Genomic DNA, 13,084 nt, shown 5'->3' with positions numbered 1-13,084 from the left:
AAATGGGTAGCTTTCATACCTTAATCGGGATAATCATGCGCAATGCCCTCGACCTGAATACCGTCCGTGTCTACGTGGCGGTCGTCGATGAACAAAGCTTTGCCGGCGCGGCACGCCTGCTGAGCCTGCCATCTTCCAACGTCAGCCGCCACGTCGCCTCGCTGGAACGCATGCTGGGCGTCCGCCTGCTGGAACGCAGCACCCGCCATCTGCGCATGACGGAAGCTGGCAGGCTACTCTACGAACGCGCAAAACCCTTGCTCGACGCCTTACTCTCCACCGAGGAAGAGCTGGGCGCAGTGCAGCGTGAACTGCGCGGCACCCTCAGGATGTGCATGCCAGGCGAGGCGCCAAGGCTGCTAGCTCCCATCCTGGCCGAATTCTGCAGCCTCCATCCCGGCGTCGAACTGGAATGCGACACCCGCCTGACCGGTCTCGAAGCTCTCCGGGAAGACATGGACCTGTCCATCGTCTTCCATCGTGGGCGCCAGGACGACAGTACCTTCATCACCCGCGAACTCGCTACGCTGCCCAGCATCGTGGTTGCGGCGCCCGCCCTGCTGGCCAAGACTGGGATACCGCGCCACGTGCGCGAACTTAGGTCATTGCCTTGCATTACCACCTTGAGTGCGTTAAAGGGCCAGCCCTGGCAGTTTCTCGACGCCACAGGCGACATCGTGAAGGTATCCGTGCGGAGCCGCTATCGTGTTAACAGCGGAGAACTGGCATTGGCGGGCGCGCGGCAAGGCATCGGCTTTGCGATCGTGGCGGCCTATCCATGCCAGGAAGATCTTGCCGCAGGCCGATTGCAGGAAGTGCCGCTGGACCTGTGCCCTGCGCCGCTGCAATTGCTTGGCGTGTACAGCCATCGTCATTCCGTGACTGCGCGGGTACGGGCGTTACTGGAATTGATACAGCTGCGGTTGGAAGGAGTCGGGAGCGGCTCAAGAGGAAAATCGAATTGAGGAACGCCCCCGAATAGCCGAATGTCTGCTCCACAACGGCGGATGCTATCGTTCAACGCAACCCTTTAATTTAAATGCATCATTGCAGAATGAGAATGATGCGGAAGATAACTCGATCCGATTGCGCCGCGACACACGAAACCCGCGATTAACGTCGTAAAGCGTTTAGCCATGGAGAATTCACACAGAAATCTCTGCAGGGCAGGGGATAGGCAGAGCAAACCCGATTCCATCATTGGATCAGGCAACGACGAGACCGCACATCAGGCGCTTGGCAGCAGAGCCGGACTCCTCACACGATCCATCGGTTTTTCAGCTTTCAAGAGCCATGCATCAGAGAGCCTGAGCTACTGCTGGCGATTCAGTTCTGCCCCATCCTGGAATAAGTGCCTGGCCCGGTAGGGAAGGGCTTCTGCCGGCAGCACATCAGGAGCGCGGACAAGGCGTGAGGAGGACGCGTGGCGCGCCACGCGACGACGATCAGCGCCATCCCCGCTTCCGAGGCGCTCCTGCGAGGGAGGTATTCATCTACAGCGATAGGCTCTAAGTTGGCACTGTGTCGTGCGGAGAAGGCGTGTGCGATGGTGCGAGGGGTGCGTCGCGGGCGCCATACCGGGCATGCCGGTTTTTCTTGCCGGCCCGGCTCAGGAGGGGATCAGGAAGCCCGCCTTGATGGCCTTGAGGACGGCTTGCTGGCGTGTCTGTACATTGAATTTCTTCTTCGCATTGGAGACATGGAAATTGATGGTGCCTTCGGAACGCAGCAGGATGCGCGAAATTTCCCACGAGGACTTGCCCGCCATGATCCACTGCAGGCATTCCATTTCGCGCGTGGTCAGCGGATTGGCGCCAGGCGCGGGCGGCGCGTCGTGCTTGATGAAGCGGGCGGACGATTCGATCACATAGTCGCGGATCAGGGCCAGCTGCGCAATCGTGGCGAAGCTGTCGCGTTCGGCATCCATTGGCGGCGCGTTGCGGATAAAACTCAACATGCCCGTTTCGCCGCTGGCGCCGTGCACCGGGAAGCAAAAACCGGAGCGCATGCCGTGCAGGCACGCCTGTTCATAGAAGGCGCGCTGCGCCGGACCGGGGAAGCTTTCCGGCCGCCATAGCAGGGGCATGGTGTTGGCCAGGCAATGGGCGATGCTGGGATCGCTTTCATGCAGGCGTTCCGAGACATACAGTGCGCGCCAGGATGGTGGATAGTTGCTCACGACAAAGGACGCCTCCGGCGCCGGCCAGTGAAAAGCCACCGTCTTGTCCGGCGCGACGCCGTAATACACATGCTCGTAGCCGCACTGCGCGCCGATGCTGAACAGGAGGCGGCTCCAGTCCGCTTCGGTTTGGCATCTCACCAGGCTAAACAGATCATCCAGCAGCACCATGGCACACTCCTCGGGTTGATGATGGTGGTTCGTCGCGCCAGCATGCAAGACGCGTCCCGGCAATCACGGTGTCGTCGCAATAGCCGCCTGTCATCAGGCGCGGTGGTAGGAGCGGGCGCAGCATCACAATACGAAGGTTAAACGAAGGGCAGATTTGTATGTTGCAGGATTTGAGCATGAGCGACACCTAGTAAAAATAATAGTTTTCTAGCAATCGTTACATTGTCACAAGCAGGGGCCGGCGAAGGTTTCTGCTGATGCAACAAATGCGGGGGAAACCTCTTTTTTCTCCCATTTTTCGGTGGGAATGCGTGAGTATCTGGCTGCCGCGCGTCGCGGATACACCAAAGCCATGCCAGCGCAAACTGGCACATTTGTTAGGTGACTGGCGCCGCGCCAGCGTGGCCTAATGTCGTTGCTGACCAATGCATTGTCAGTCGACTTGAAAAAATGGACGCGTGTAGTTCAACGATTTTTCACTCCTAGAGGAATGCATCATGACATCTGAGTACAAGTACGCCACGGCGGAAATCAGTGTGCAAAACGCCCAGCCTGGCCAGCGCATCTCGGTCACACTGGACATCGAAACGAAGTCGGACACCTTGTGCTGGAGCACCGGCGATCCATCGGAAGACAGCAATTCGGGTATCACCCTCACCGCGACGGGCGGCGTGGCCCTGCCGTTGAGCAGCTTGAGCGTCAATGGCGTGTTGATCGACCTGCAGATCAGCACCGGCGGTTCGGATTCGGTAACCTTCAACATTTCGCCTTGCCTGACGGCCAATGGCAGCTTGTCGCTGCTGAAGATCAAGTCGACCAGCGATAGCGGCCCCGTGCTGACCTTCAATTTCGATGGCAAGAAGCCGATCACGCTGAGCCAGAACTTTGTCATCCTGGAGTGGCCGAATTAAGCCTTGCTGAAGCTGGCGCATCGGCACCCGTGTGAATGCCCGCCCACGGCAGGGCATTCATCCTTTTTTGGCTCTTCGAGGAATTACCGTGCAAGAATATTCGATCGCATTCATCTTTGAAGTCAGGTCCGACAACACGGTCCCGCTGAACGCCGTCCTGTCGATCACCGATGCCAACAAGATTTCGCTGACCGGAACCCCGGCGCAGATCCAGCCCTGGGGCGGCGCATCGGCCACGCCTCCGCTGGCCTACCTGAACGTGAAGGAAAATGGCATCAACCTGCAGGCAGGCGCCAATCCATCGGGCGACCAGCAAGCGCTGGAAGTGGTGGTCGGCGTGGTCCCGGCCGGCGCGAGCATGATCGTCAACTTCACCTATGTCGATGTGACCGTGCTGGGCTATTATAAATTTCTCGGCGGCAGCGGCCAGGTCCCCCTGAAAGTGGGCAAGAACACCATCACCTTCCCGGAATAAGCACGCGATGAGCAAGCGGACAACGGGCGGTACCGACCAGGCTGAGGCGACGGCGCCGGCGGAGCATGCGCCGGCCGCCGCGCCGCGCAAGCGCTCCGTGTCCGTCAGCAAGCCGGCCGGCCAGGCCCTGGCGCAGGCCGAGGCAAAACTGATCATGGCGCGTATCCAGATCGATGCCCTGGCCTTGAACCCGCATGAACTGAAGCACCTGCAATCGCACCTGCTGAGCAATCCTTTGCACGCGCTCAACGAGCAGTGCTACCACGAGGTGACGACGTTCCGCCAGTTGAGCATCCGGTTTTTCCAGTTGCGCGCCAACAGCAAGGCCTTTCTGACCATCCGCGCCGACCAGAAGGCGATCTGGAGCGAAGGCGGCGCGGACAGCCGCATGGTCGGACTGTGCATGTCCAGCAGCGCGCCAGCCATGTATCTGAGCAGCTTGCTCATCAACGCACGCGAAATCATCCTTGAAACCTACCAGGATTGCGACGAGGTCAGCATCGAACTGTACGTGCAGACCACTCAGCCGCAGTTGCAGGGCCGGGTCGACCTGCCGCCCGGCGCCAGCGTCTGCCTGCAGTCGCGTGGCGACCGCAGCACGGTCATCGGCCTGAGTTCATTTGCGATCGATCTTGCCTGATGAATACTCCAATACTCCAGCCCGATGCTGCGGACGGCCAGCGCATGCCAGGCGATCCCGTGCCGGTCGTGTTGATATTCAAGAATGTCGCAGCCGATTCGAACATCAATTTCACGTTCACCACGGCCGGCACCGAATGGTCGCTGGGCGCGCGCTCGGGCGACAGCATGGGCTTCACGGTGGTGGCCGAGCAGAGCGGCGGCCAGCGCCAGTCGTGCATCCGCTCGGTGGAGTTTTGCGGCGGCTTGCTGGCCATCCGCACTGCCAGCAGCGGCGCCGCGCTCAACGGCTTCACCATGACCCTGTTCCTGCGCGTGGCCCCCGGCGTCGATTATCTGCAAGGCTATTGCACGCTGAATAACGAAGCGAGCGTGATGGCGTTTTTCGGTTCGCAGCGCGCGATGGAGTGGCGCAACGGCCGCATCAGCGCGGCCCTGCGTGAGCCCGACGCCAATTCGCGCAGCGTGATCGTGTCGGTGCAGAATGCCTATCCTGGCGACCGCATCGCCCTCGAACTGTCGAGCAAGAAGGGCCTGGGACTGGCCATCTGGTGCCTGGGGCCGGCAGGCGACGAGTCGGGCGGCATCCGCCTGGCCGGCGCGCAGCCCAGCCTGCCGCTCAAGTTCCTGTCGTACGGCAGCCGCGTGCTGGAGTTCGAGACGAGCCGGAGCGCCGATGCCGGCGCCACGCTGGACTTTTTCATGCAGGCCTACCTGAGCTGGCAGCCGCACGATCTGCCGTATATCTACCTCAAGGCCACCTGCGACCCCAACGTGAGCCTGTACGCCCACATCGGCAACCGCCAGCCGCAACTGGTCAGCCAGACCTTCACCGTGTTTACGCTCTAGCCATGGGACCGTCGACCATCGATTCCGGGCAGGTGCTGCGCTGCGTGAGCGAGTCGCTGCGCTCGCTGATCCGCGCGCACATCCCGGAACTGGCGAACGAATCGGCGGTCGTCTTCGACTCGCCCGCCGAGATCGACAGCCAGGGCGCAACCATGCTGTCGCTCTACCTCTACAATATCGAGATCAATCCCTACCTGCGCAACCTGCCGCCCACGCTCACCCGCACCCAGGGCACGGGTGGGCCGAACTCGCTGGCCGTGACGCCGCCGCCGCTGGTTTCGGACCTGCTCTACATGATGGTGCCGTATGCGCGCTCGGCCGAACTTGAACTGGTACTGGTGGACAAGCTGGTGCGCCTGTTCCACGACGTACCGGCGCTCGCGGGCGCCTGGCTTCATCCCCAGCTCAAGGCCAGCGGCAACGATTCGATCGCCATTGTGCCCGACGCCAGCCCGATCCTGACCCTGCACAATATCTGGAGCGGTTTTCCGAACAAGCCCTACAAGCTTACCAAGCTGTACACGCTGTCGCCCGTGCGCATCGCCTCGGTCCTGCAGCCGAGCGCCGAGCTGGTTGCCGAAAGCGCACTGGAGGCGACGCGGCGCGCCATCGCCGGGGCGGGAGCGGCATGAAGCTGAGCGCTGTCATCCAGCTGATCGACGGTTTCAGCATGGCGCCGGCGGTGGGCGCGCGCGCGCATTTCCTGCTGAACGACAAGCCCATTGCGCCCCAGGACAAGGCCCAGGCCTTTTACGCCTTTGCCGGCCTCGACGACGGCAGCTACCGGCTCGACGTGCTCAGTGCCGACCACCGCTATTTCGACCAGCAACTGACGTTCGAGGTGCCGCTCAAGGAGCCGCTGGCCGACGCCATCGTTGCCTGCGTGCTGGCGCCCAGTCCCCTGTACCCGTATCCCGAGGGGACCACGCTGATCCGCGGCAAGATCGTCGACGCCGCCGCGCAACCGCTGGCGCGGGTCGCCATCAGCGCCGATTACCAGGGCGCGCGCGCCAAGGCGCTGGCGGTGGCGGGCGCCTCGTCCGGCTATGGTCGCTATGCGGGCCGCTACGCGCTGGCGCTGCGCGGTAAACTGGACGAGCCGACCACGGTCGAGCTGGGCTTTAGCAAGGCCGGCCACGCAAAGGTCAGCAGGCAGGTCAGCGTGCAACCAGGTTCCATGCTGTTCCTTGACATCGAGATGCCGTAATCCACACGAGAGACTTATTTTGGCCACTTATAACCATCCCGGTATTTATATTCAGGAAGTACCCAGCGCCCGCAGCATCCAGGGGGCTTCGACATCGACCCCGGCCTTCGTCGGCGTGACGGAAACGGGGCCGTACATGCAGCCCGTCCTGCTCACCAGCTGGGCCGCCTACCAGCGCACGTTCGGCCAGCTGGCCTGGTATGCAATGGTGTCGTGGTCGGTCTACGAGTTTTTCAACGAAGGGGGGGCCGCCTGCTACGTGGTGCGCGCCAGCGACAAGGCGAGCGCCAAGTGCGCCAGCGCCAAGTCGCCGCTGGCCGTCACGGCCGTCACGCCCGGTCCCTGGGGCAACGCCATCAGCATCATGATCAGCAACGCCAGCGCGACCGACCCGAGCATCACGCCGGCGCCCACCACGCCGGTCTTCAATGTCACCGTGCTGGTGGCGGCGACGCTGATCGGCACGCCCGCCGCGCCGCTGGTGGCGACCATGCCGAACTTGCTGCTGCAGCAATACGTCCTGCAAAACAGCCTCAGCCCGCAAACAATCGGCACGGCTTCCTATTACGTGCTGGAGCAGTTCAACGGCTTTACGGCCAACAGCACGATCAACGAGGCCAACAAGCCGAGCGCGCTGGCCTCCCAGATCAACAACAATTCGATGTTCATACGCGTGCCCATCAGCAGCACCGCCTCGCCCGCGACGCCGGTGCGCCCACCGAATGGCGGGCCGACGGCGCTGAGCAACGGCGGCAACCCGAACTACGACCTGACCGATGCCACCAAGCTGCTCGACAAGGTGCAGGGCCTCAGCCTGCTGTCCGTGCCCGACACCGTTACCGCCACCGATACCAGTGGCAAGCAGTCGCTGGCGCTGCAGGGCACCCTGATCAATGCCGGCCTGATGTTCTGCATCGACAAGCGCAGCCTGTTCTATGTGATCGACCCGCCGTTCGGCCTGAGCGTGCAGGACATGCTGTCATTCAAGTCCGGCCAGGGGCAGGCGCCGAAAGGCAATCCGAACGCGCTCAACTCCGACTTCGGCGCGCTGTATTACCCATGGGTCTACATCTATAACCCGATTGCCGGCGCCAACGTGCCGATCCCGCCATCCGGTCCGGTGCTTGGCCGCTATGCGTATACCGACATCAATGTGGGGGTGTTCAAGTCGCCCGCGGGGGTGAATGACGGTGCCCTGATGAGTGCCGTGCTGCTCGACCAGTCCCTGACCGATGCCGACCAGGACTTGCTGAACCCCGAAGGCATCAATGCGGTGCGCAATTTCATCAACTACGGCAACGTGATCTGGGGCGCGCGCACGCTCGCGCTGAACACGGAGTGGACTTATGTGAGCGTGCGGCGCCTGTTCATCTATGTCGAGCAAAGCCTGCGCCAAAGCCTGATGTGGGTGGTGTTCGAACCCAACGACCAGCAGCTCTGGTCCTCGATCATGCGCGACGTCAGCGCTTTTCTGACCACCCTGTGGCAGCAGGGCGGGCTGTTCGGCGCAACGGCCGCCGAAGCGTTTTTCGTCACCTGCGACGCATCGAACAATCCGATCGAGACGCGCATGCTGGGGCAGTTGTATATCGACATCGGCCTGGCGGCCGTCTATCCGGCCGAGTTCGTCATCCTGCGCCTGACCCAAAAAACCAGCGCGCCCGATTCCGGCAGCTGAGCCCATCCACACCGATTGATTGCGGAGAACGCGCATGGCTACACAATTAACCGATCCCTACCGGGGATTCCGCTTCCGGGTCGAAATTGCCGGCATCCAGATCGCCGCGTTTTCCGAGGCAAGCGTACCCGACAGTACGATCGAGGCGGTCGAATACCGCGAAGGCACCGATCCGGTCTACAAGCGCTCGCTGTCGGGGCTTACCAGCTACGGCAAGCTGAGCCTGAAGAAGGGCCTGACCGATTCGATGGACCTGTACAACTGGTACCAGCTGGTGTCGACCCAGGGTTCGGGCGCCAAGGGGGCGCAAAAGAACGTTTCGCTGATCCTGATGGATGCCGGCGGCGCCGACAAGGCGCGCTGGAACGTGATCAGCGCCTGGGCCAGCAAATACGAGAGCTCGGGCCTCAACGCGGCCAGCAGCGACGTGATGATCGAGACGTTTGAACTGACGATGCAATACATGACGCGCGTGTCGTAACGCGCACAAGGGGAAGCGGCAATGAGCGTGATCTGTACCGAAATCGAATTTATTCTACCCCTGGGTTACCGCGACGGCGATGGCAACCTGCACCGCAACGGCGTGATGCGCCTGGCCACCGCCGGCGACGAAATCCTGCCGCTCAAGGACCACCGGGTGCAGAGCAACCCCGCCTACCTGATCATCATCGTGCTGTCGCGCGTGATCGTGCGCCTGGGCAGCCTTGAAATGGTCAGCACCAAGGTGGTCGAGGAGCTGTTCGCGGCCGATTTCTTTCACCTGCAACAGCTGTACAACAAGATCAATCAGGTCGACAGCGACGACGCCGGCTTGCCGGGGGAGGCGCAGGGTCCCCTGGGAAAGCCGGGCTTGCTCCAGTTTCCGACCAGCTTTACGCAGAGATAGCCTTCCTCGCCTATCACTTTCACTGGTCCCATGAGGATCTGATGGCAATGGAGCACGCGGAGCGGCGCCGCTGGTGCGGCGAAATCAGCAAGATCAACCAGACGATGAATGCCGAGGAGCGGCACAAGTCGGCGCACAACCTGGGAGCATGAGATGGTGGTGGGTGTGAATGCAGTCATGGGGGCCGCGCAGCGCCAGCTGGGCCTGCGCATCGACCCCTTCAAGGCCTACAATTTCTTCGTCGAAGTCGAAGGCATCCTGGTGGGCGGCTTCATGTCCGTCGATGGGCTCGAATCGAAGACGGAGGTGCGCACCGTGCGCCAGGGCGGCGTCAACGACATCGAGTACAAGCTGCCCGGCCAGGTGACCTGTTCCGACCTGGTGCTCAAGGCCGGCATCACGGCGCTCGACCCGATGTGGCTGTGGTACCAGTCGACGCTGAGCGGCGCCATCCGGCGCCGGAACGGCTCCATCTATCTGCTGGACGACCGCGGCTTGCCCAGCGTCTGGTGGGATTTCTACAATGCCTGGCCGGTGCAGTGGCAGGGGCCAAGCCTGGATGCGGGCGGCAGCCTGGTGGCATGCCAGTCGTTTACGCTGGCGCACGAAGGCATCCGCAAGAGCCTTGCGAGCAGCGTGTATTCGGCAGCGGCGGGGATACTCTGATGCGCGCCATGCGCCTTGGCTGCGCCGGCCTGGCACAGCGCTTCCATGCGGCGCGCGGCGCGCCGCTGTGGCGTTTCTCCCATTCCGGTGCGCCGCTGCAGCTGCGCCTGGCGCATGGCGGCGCGGCCGGCCGGCACACGACCTCGGTGTCGCACTATTGGCAGCAATTCCGCTCGGCCATGGGGCTGGTGGTGCGCGTGCAGGGCATGGTGCGCAAGGCAGGCATGGTCGAACGCATCGAAGGGCGCCTGCGGGGCTTGCGGACCCAGCTGATGCAGGCGCATGCGCGGCAGGAAACCTTCGTGCGCCTGGTGCTGCCGCGCCTCGAGCGCGGCGTGTCGCAGGCGCGGCGTGCCGGGGCCGCGAGCATCGCCTGGCTGGCGCGCGGCGCACAGCAGCCGGCCCCGGCGACGGCCGTGCACCGTTTCGCCGCGCAGCCGCCGGCGGGGCGGCACGGCGCCGCGGCGTTGGCGCGTGCCGTCGCGCGTTGCGCCAGCCTGCGCGCGGTCGCCGCGGCGCCGTCGCCGTCGCTGGGCCTGGCGGCCATCCGGCCCGCGCAGCCGGCGGCGCACAGGGCGGCTTCCCAGCCGGCCGCTGGCGGCACGGCCCATCCCACGCAACGCCAGGCGGCGCTGCGCGGCGGCACGGCCAGACGGGGGCCGGTCCGCAACGGCGTTGCCGCGCCCGCCGCGCCGTTTTTGCGTCCCGCATCGCATCCGGCAGCGTCTCTGTACATAACGTACGCGGTCGCGCCAGGCGCGCAGGCCGGCGCCTGGCGCACCCCGGCGCCGGCCGCGCCGGCGCCATGGCCAGCGCCGGCCGCGCGCGCCGGCATCGTCCTCGGACGCTACCAGGGACGCCAGCCGGTGCGGCGCGACATGCGCCAGGCGGCGCCAGCTGCCCTGGCCGAGCTGCAAAGCCGCGTCGAGCACATTGTCGATACGCGCATGCTCGGCGTGGAACGCGCGGTCCAGACCAGGGTGGTGCATGAAATCGTGCACGGCGGGCAGTCGCAGGAGCAGTTGCGCAAGGTGCTGGCCGAGACGCTGTTTTCCGCGCCGGTGCTGGCCTCGCTGACCGACCGCATGGCCGGCGCCATCGCGCGCCGCAGCGCCACCGAACGCTATCGCCGGGGAGGCGCCTGATGCTGGAAATGGCCAAGATCGTCGTGCATGCGACGCGCGAGGAAATCCCCGTGATGTACAACCCGACCGAACTGTCGCTGAACAAGACGGTGCTGGTGCAGGGTGAAGGATCGAACATCCAGTTTCAACGGGTCAATAATGACGATTTGACCGTGTCGCTGTTTTTTGATACCTACGAGCAGCAGATCGACGTGCGCAGCAAGACCAGCAAGATCGTCGCGCTCACCGTGCCCAGCGTGGGCACGAATGTGCGCAAGGAACCGCCGGTGCTGGTGTTTACGTGGGCCGGCCCGCTGTTTACCGGCATCATCGTCAAGCTCGACCAGAAATTCACGATGTTCCTCAGTTCCGGCATTCCCGTGCGCGCCGAGCTGAACGTGACGTTCAAGTCGGTGCTGACGGAAGAGGAGGACTTGCAGTCGCGCGGCTATTTCAATTGCCGCCAGCTATGGCAGGTCAAGCAGGGCGACCGCCTGTACCTGATCGCGCAAGCCACGCTGGGCGATCCGAACCAGTGGCGCCTGATCGCTGCTCAGAACGGCATCGAGGATGCCTTGAATTTTCCGCAGCGCAAAGATATCGGCCGCAATCTGGTCATTCCCGACGTGCATGCCGGCAGCGCGGGAGCCGTGTATGCTTAGCGTCCAGACCGGTGCGTTCAAGATCCTGAAGAACCGCAGTCCCTTGCCGTCCTCGATCGTGGCCGCCATCCACAATGTGCGCGTGCACGATGAAATCAATGTTCCGGCCATGTTCAGCTTCACGCTCGACATGGTGAAGGCGGACGGCGCCTGGCAGGACGTCGACCTCGACGTGTTCAAGCCGGGCGACCAGATCACGATCTTCCTGGGCCTGAACCAGTTGCATCAACTGATCAGCGGCGATATCACGGCCATCGAGCCGAGTTTCAGCACGGCGTCCTCGGCCGCCACGATACGCGGTTTCGACCGCATGTACCGGCTCAAGTTCGGCACCCGCAGCAAGACCTACAGCTTGCTCAACGATAATGAGATCGTCAGCGACGTGGCGCGCGCGGCACGCCTGCCCGTCACACTGGAAGGCCAGCCGGACACCGTCAACCAGTACGTCATCCAGAACAATGTCTCCAACTACGCCTTCTTGATGGAACGCTGCAAGCAGCTCGACTACGAACTGTTGATGGCCGACACGACGCTCGTGTTCCGCCCCTCGGCCGAAGGCAAGGGCGCCATCAAGACGCTCAGTTACCCGCGCGACCTGAATGCGGTAAACCTGAACCTGAAGGTGCCGACCATGGGCCAGAAGGTGACCGCCATCGGCTACGACGTCGAAACGGATGCCGTCATCACGGCCGTGGCGCAGTCCGGCACCAGCCAGGACAAGATGGGCGGCAGCGAAACGGGCTACGAGGTGGCGGAAGATTTTCCCAGTTCGGCAATAACGCTGCAATGCCCCGGCATCAGCGACCCGGCCGCACTGCAGGCGGTGGCCGACGCGCAATTCCAGAGCCAGCTGCAAAGCTTTATCGAAGGCCAGGCCAGCCTGGTGGGCGACAGCGACCTGGTGGCTGGCGTCAATATCAAGATCACAGGGCTGAGCGAACGCTTTGACGGCACCTATTACGTCACGTCGAGCACCCACGACTATGACGACAGCAGCGGCTACAAGACCGACATCAACGTGCGCAGGACGGGTATATGAACGGCAAAGCATCGGGCGTCGCGCTCGGCAAGGTGAGCAATACCGTGGACCCCAAGGGCCTGGGACGCATCCGCGTGTTTCTGACGCTGAGTGGCGCCACCATCGAGTCGGACTGGCTCCAGGTGATGAGCTTTTTCGCCGGCCCCGGCTGTGGCGCCTTTTTCCTGCCAAGGAAAGACGACTCGGTCCTGCTGGCCTTCGCCGACGGCGATCCGAACCAGCCGTATGTGCTGGGCTTCCTGTGGAACGGTGTGCAAAAGCCGCCTGTCGAGAAGGACCGGCAGCAGGAGGTGCGGATGCTCAGGACGCAGCTGGGCAAGACCATCGTGCTCGATGATGGCGCCCAGGGCAAGATCACCATCATCGACGAAAAGAACAACCGGATCGAGCTCGATACCGCCAACAACAAGGTCAGCGTCAGCAGCGAAGGCGACCTGGCGATCAGCGCCAAGGGCACGCTGACCATCAGTGCCGCCCATGTCGTGCTGCAGACCACGGACGGCAGCGTCCAGGCCGATCTGTCGTCCAAGGGCATGCAGCTGGATGGCGCAAAGGCGCTCAAGCTGCAGGCCGCCATGATCGATCTGAACTGATGGGC

General features: G+C 63.2%; 17 protein-coding genes. 16 read left to right on the top strand and 1 reads right to left on the bottom strand.

Translation table 11 applies throughout. The annotated features are described in order from the left end of the window. Positions 1-35 precede the first annotated feature (35 nt). Entirely contained in the window at positions 36-965 is a 930-nt protein-coding gene (locus ACZ92H_RS12485) for a LysR family transcriptional regulator (protein WP_465049583.1), read from the top strand. A 644-nt stretch (positions 966-1,609) separates the two neighbouring features. Here the strand turns inward: ACZ92H_RS12485 and ACZ92H_RS12480 are convergent. After that, complete coding sequence (locus tag ACZ92H_RS12480) at positions 1,610-2,320, bottom strand: helix-turn-helix transcriptional regulator (protein WP_465052356.1); 711 nt, start codon at positions 2,318-2,320, stop codon at positions 1,610-1,612. Positions 2,321-2,847: 527 nt separating this feature from the next. On the opposite strand from ACZ92H_RS12480, the gene ACZ92H_RS12475 reads away from it, so the two are divergent. The 15 genes from ACZ92H_RS12475 to ACZ92H_RS12405 all read left to right on the top strand — a co-directional run bounded on the left by ACZ92H_RS12475 (position 2,848) and on the right by ACZ92H_RS12405 (position 13,079). Then, on the top strand, positions 2,848-3,261 hold the full coding sequence (locus ACZ92H_RS12475) for a hypothetical protein (protein ID WP_152259351.1): 414 nt from the start codon (positions 2,848-2,850) through the stop codon (positions 3,259-3,261). Positions 3,262-3,349: 88 nt separating this feature from the next. Then, the gene (locus ACZ92H_RS12470; protein ID WP_465049581.1) at positions 3,350-3,736 is read left to right on the top strand and encodes a hypothetical protein; all 387 of its coding nucleotides are present in this window, start codon (positions 3,350-3,352) and stop codon (positions 3,734-3,736) included. A 7-nt stretch (positions 3,737-3,743) separates the two neighbouring features. Then, on the top strand, positions 3,744-4,376 hold the full coding sequence (locus tag ACZ92H_RS12465) for a hypothetical protein (protein ID WP_465049580.1): 633 nt from the start codon (positions 3,744-3,746) through the stop codon (positions 4,374-4,376). Next, positions 4,376-5,224 carry a hypothetical protein gene (locus ACZ92H_RS12460; protein ID WP_465049579.1) on the top strand — a complete coding sequence of 283 codons (849 nt, stop codon included), beginning with the start codon at positions 4,376-4,378 and terminating at the stop codon, positions 5,222-5,224. Before ACZ92H_RS12465 ends, ACZ92H_RS12460 begins: the two co-directional genes overlap by 1 nt. A gap of 2 nt (positions 5,225-5,226) precedes the next feature. Next, entirely contained in the window at positions 5,227-5,856 is a 630-nt protein-coding gene (locus ACZ92H_RS12455) for a Pvc16 family protein (RefSeq protein ID WP_131375531.1), read from the top strand. Then, the gene (locus tag ACZ92H_RS12450; protein WP_131375533.1) at positions 5,853-6,431 is read left to right on the top strand and encodes a carboxypeptidase regulatory-like domain-containing protein; all 579 of its coding nucleotides are present in this window, start codon (positions 5,853-5,855) and stop codon (positions 6,429-6,431) included. The genes ACZ92H_RS12455 and ACZ92H_RS12450 overlap by 4 nt, the downstream gene beginning before the upstream one ends. Before the next feature lie 19 nt (positions 6,432-6,450). Beyond that, positions 6,451-8,109: a phage tail sheath C-terminal domain-containing protein gene (locus tag ACZ92H_RS12445; protein WP_465049578.1), complete on the top strand. Its 1,659-nt coding sequence runs from the start codon at positions 6,451-6,453 to the stop codon at positions 8,107-8,109. A 34-nt stretch (positions 8,110-8,143) separates the two neighbouring features. Continuing rightward, the gene (locus tag ACZ92H_RS12440) at positions 8,144-8,590 is read left to right on the top strand and encodes a phage tail protein (protein ID WP_034777734.1); all 447 of its coding nucleotides are present in this window, start codon (positions 8,144-8,146) and stop codon (positions 8,588-8,590) included. Between the two features lie 21 nt (positions 8,591-8,611). Beyond that, on the top strand, positions 8,612-8,995 hold the full coding sequence (locus ACZ92H_RS12435) for a hypothetical protein (protein ID WP_465049577.1): 384 nt from the start codon (positions 8,612-8,614) through the stop codon (positions 8,993-8,995). Beyond that, positions 8,992-9,147: a DUF6760 family protein gene (locus tag ACZ92H_RS12430; RefSeq protein ID WP_465049822.1), complete on the top strand. Its 156-nt coding sequence runs from the start codon at positions 8,992-8,994 to the stop codon at positions 9,145-9,147. Before ACZ92H_RS12435 ends, ACZ92H_RS12430 begins: the two co-directional genes overlap by 4 nt. Before the next feature lies 1 nt (position 9,148). Then, positions 9,149-9,661 (top strand): phage tail protein, encoded by a 513-nt coding sequence (locus ACZ92H_RS12425; protein ID WP_070257377.1) that lies wholly within the window; start codon positions 9,149-9,151, stop codon positions 9,659-9,661. Then, positions 9,661-10,806, top strand: a complete 1,146-nt coding sequence (locus ACZ92H_RS12420; protein WP_465049576.1) for a hypothetical protein — start codon at positions 9,661-9,663, stop codon at positions 10,804-10,806. Before ACZ92H_RS12425 ends, ACZ92H_RS12420 begins: the two co-directional genes overlap by 1 nt. Continuing rightward, positions 10,806-11,447, top strand: coding sequence for a CIS tube protein (locus ACZ92H_RS12415; protein ID WP_465049575.1), 642 nt, complete (start codon positions 10,806-10,808; stop codon positions 11,445-11,447). The genes ACZ92H_RS12420 and ACZ92H_RS12415 overlap by 1 nt, the downstream gene beginning before the upstream one ends. Continuing rightward, a complete protein-coding gene (locus ACZ92H_RS12410) occupies positions 11,440-12,486 on the top strand; it encodes a phage late control D family protein (RefSeq protein WP_465049574.1) in 1,047 nt (348 codons plus the stop codon). The genes ACZ92H_RS12415 and ACZ92H_RS12410 overlap by 8 nt, the downstream gene beginning before the upstream one ends. Continuing rightward, positions 12,483-13,079, top strand: coding sequence for a phage baseplate assembly protein V (locus tag ACZ92H_RS12405; RefSeq protein ID WP_465049572.1), 597 nt, complete (start codon positions 12,483-12,485; stop codon positions 13,077-13,079). Before ACZ92H_RS12410 ends, ACZ92H_RS12405 begins: the two co-directional genes overlap by 4 nt. Positions 13,080-13,084 lie beyond the last annotated feature (5 nt).

Source organism: Janthinobacterium foliorum (genome assembly GCF_978021625.1).
This window is presented reverse-complemented; position numbering and strand designations above follow the sequence as displayed.

What these genes read in the sequence shown, in the direction of transcription:
- ACZ92H_RS12415 (WP_465049575.1), top strand. Translation starts at nt 10,806, where the DNA reads ATGCTGGAAATGGCCAAGATCGTCGTGCATGCGACGCGCGAGGAAATC.
- ACZ92H_RS12450 (WP_131375533.1), top strand. Translation starts at nt 5,853, where the DNA reads ATGAAGCTGAGCGCTGTCATCCAGCTGATCGACGGTTTCAGCATGGCG.
- ACZ92H_RS12475 (WP_152259351.1), top strand. Translation starts at nt 2,848, where the DNA reads ATGACATCTGAGTACAAGTACGCCACGGCGGAAATCAGTGTGCAAAAC.
- ACZ92H_RS12460 (WP_465049579.1), top strand. Translation starts at nt 4,376, where the DNA reads ATGAATACTCCAATACTCCAGCCCGATGCTGCGGACGGCCAGCGCATG.
- ACZ92H_RS12425 (WP_070257377.1), top strand. Translation starts at nt 9,149, where the DNA reads ATGGTGGTGGGTGTGAATGCAGTCATGGGGGCCGCGCAGCGCCAGCTG.
- ACZ92H_RS12410 (WP_465049574.1), top strand. Translation starts at nt 11,440, where the DNA reads ATGCTTAGCGTCCAGACCGGTGCGTTCAAGATCCTGAAGAACCGCAGT.
- ACZ92H_RS12465 (WP_465049580.1), top strand. Translation starts at nt 3,744, where the DNA reads ATGAGCAAGCGGACAACGGGCGGTACCGACCAGGCTGAGGCGACGGCG.
- ACZ92H_RS12485 (WP_465049583.1), top strand. Translation starts at nt 36, where the DNA reads ATGCGCAATGCCCTCGACCTGAATACCGTCCGTGTCTACGTGGCGGTC.
- ACZ92H_RS12435 (WP_465049577.1), top strand. Translation starts at nt 8,612, where the DNA reads ATGAGCGTGATCTGTACCGAAATCGAATTTATTCTACCCCTGGGTTAC.
- ACZ92H_RS12405 (WP_465049572.1), top strand. Translation starts at nt 12,483, where the DNA reads ATGAACGGCAAAGCATCGGGCGTCGCGCTCGGCAAGGTGAGCAATACC.
- ACZ92H_RS12440 (WP_034777734.1), top strand. Translation starts at nt 8,144, where the DNA reads ATGGCTACACAATTAACCGATCCCTACCGGGGATTCCGCTTCCGGGTC.
- ACZ92H_RS12420 (WP_465049576.1), top strand. Translation starts at nt 9,661, where the DNA reads ATGCGCGCCATGCGCCTTGGCTGCGCCGGCCTGGCACAGCGCTTCCAT.
- ACZ92H_RS12455 (WP_131375531.1), top strand. Translation starts at nt 5,227, where the DNA reads ATGGGACCGTCGACCATCGATTCCGGGCAGGTGCTGCGCTGCGTGAGC.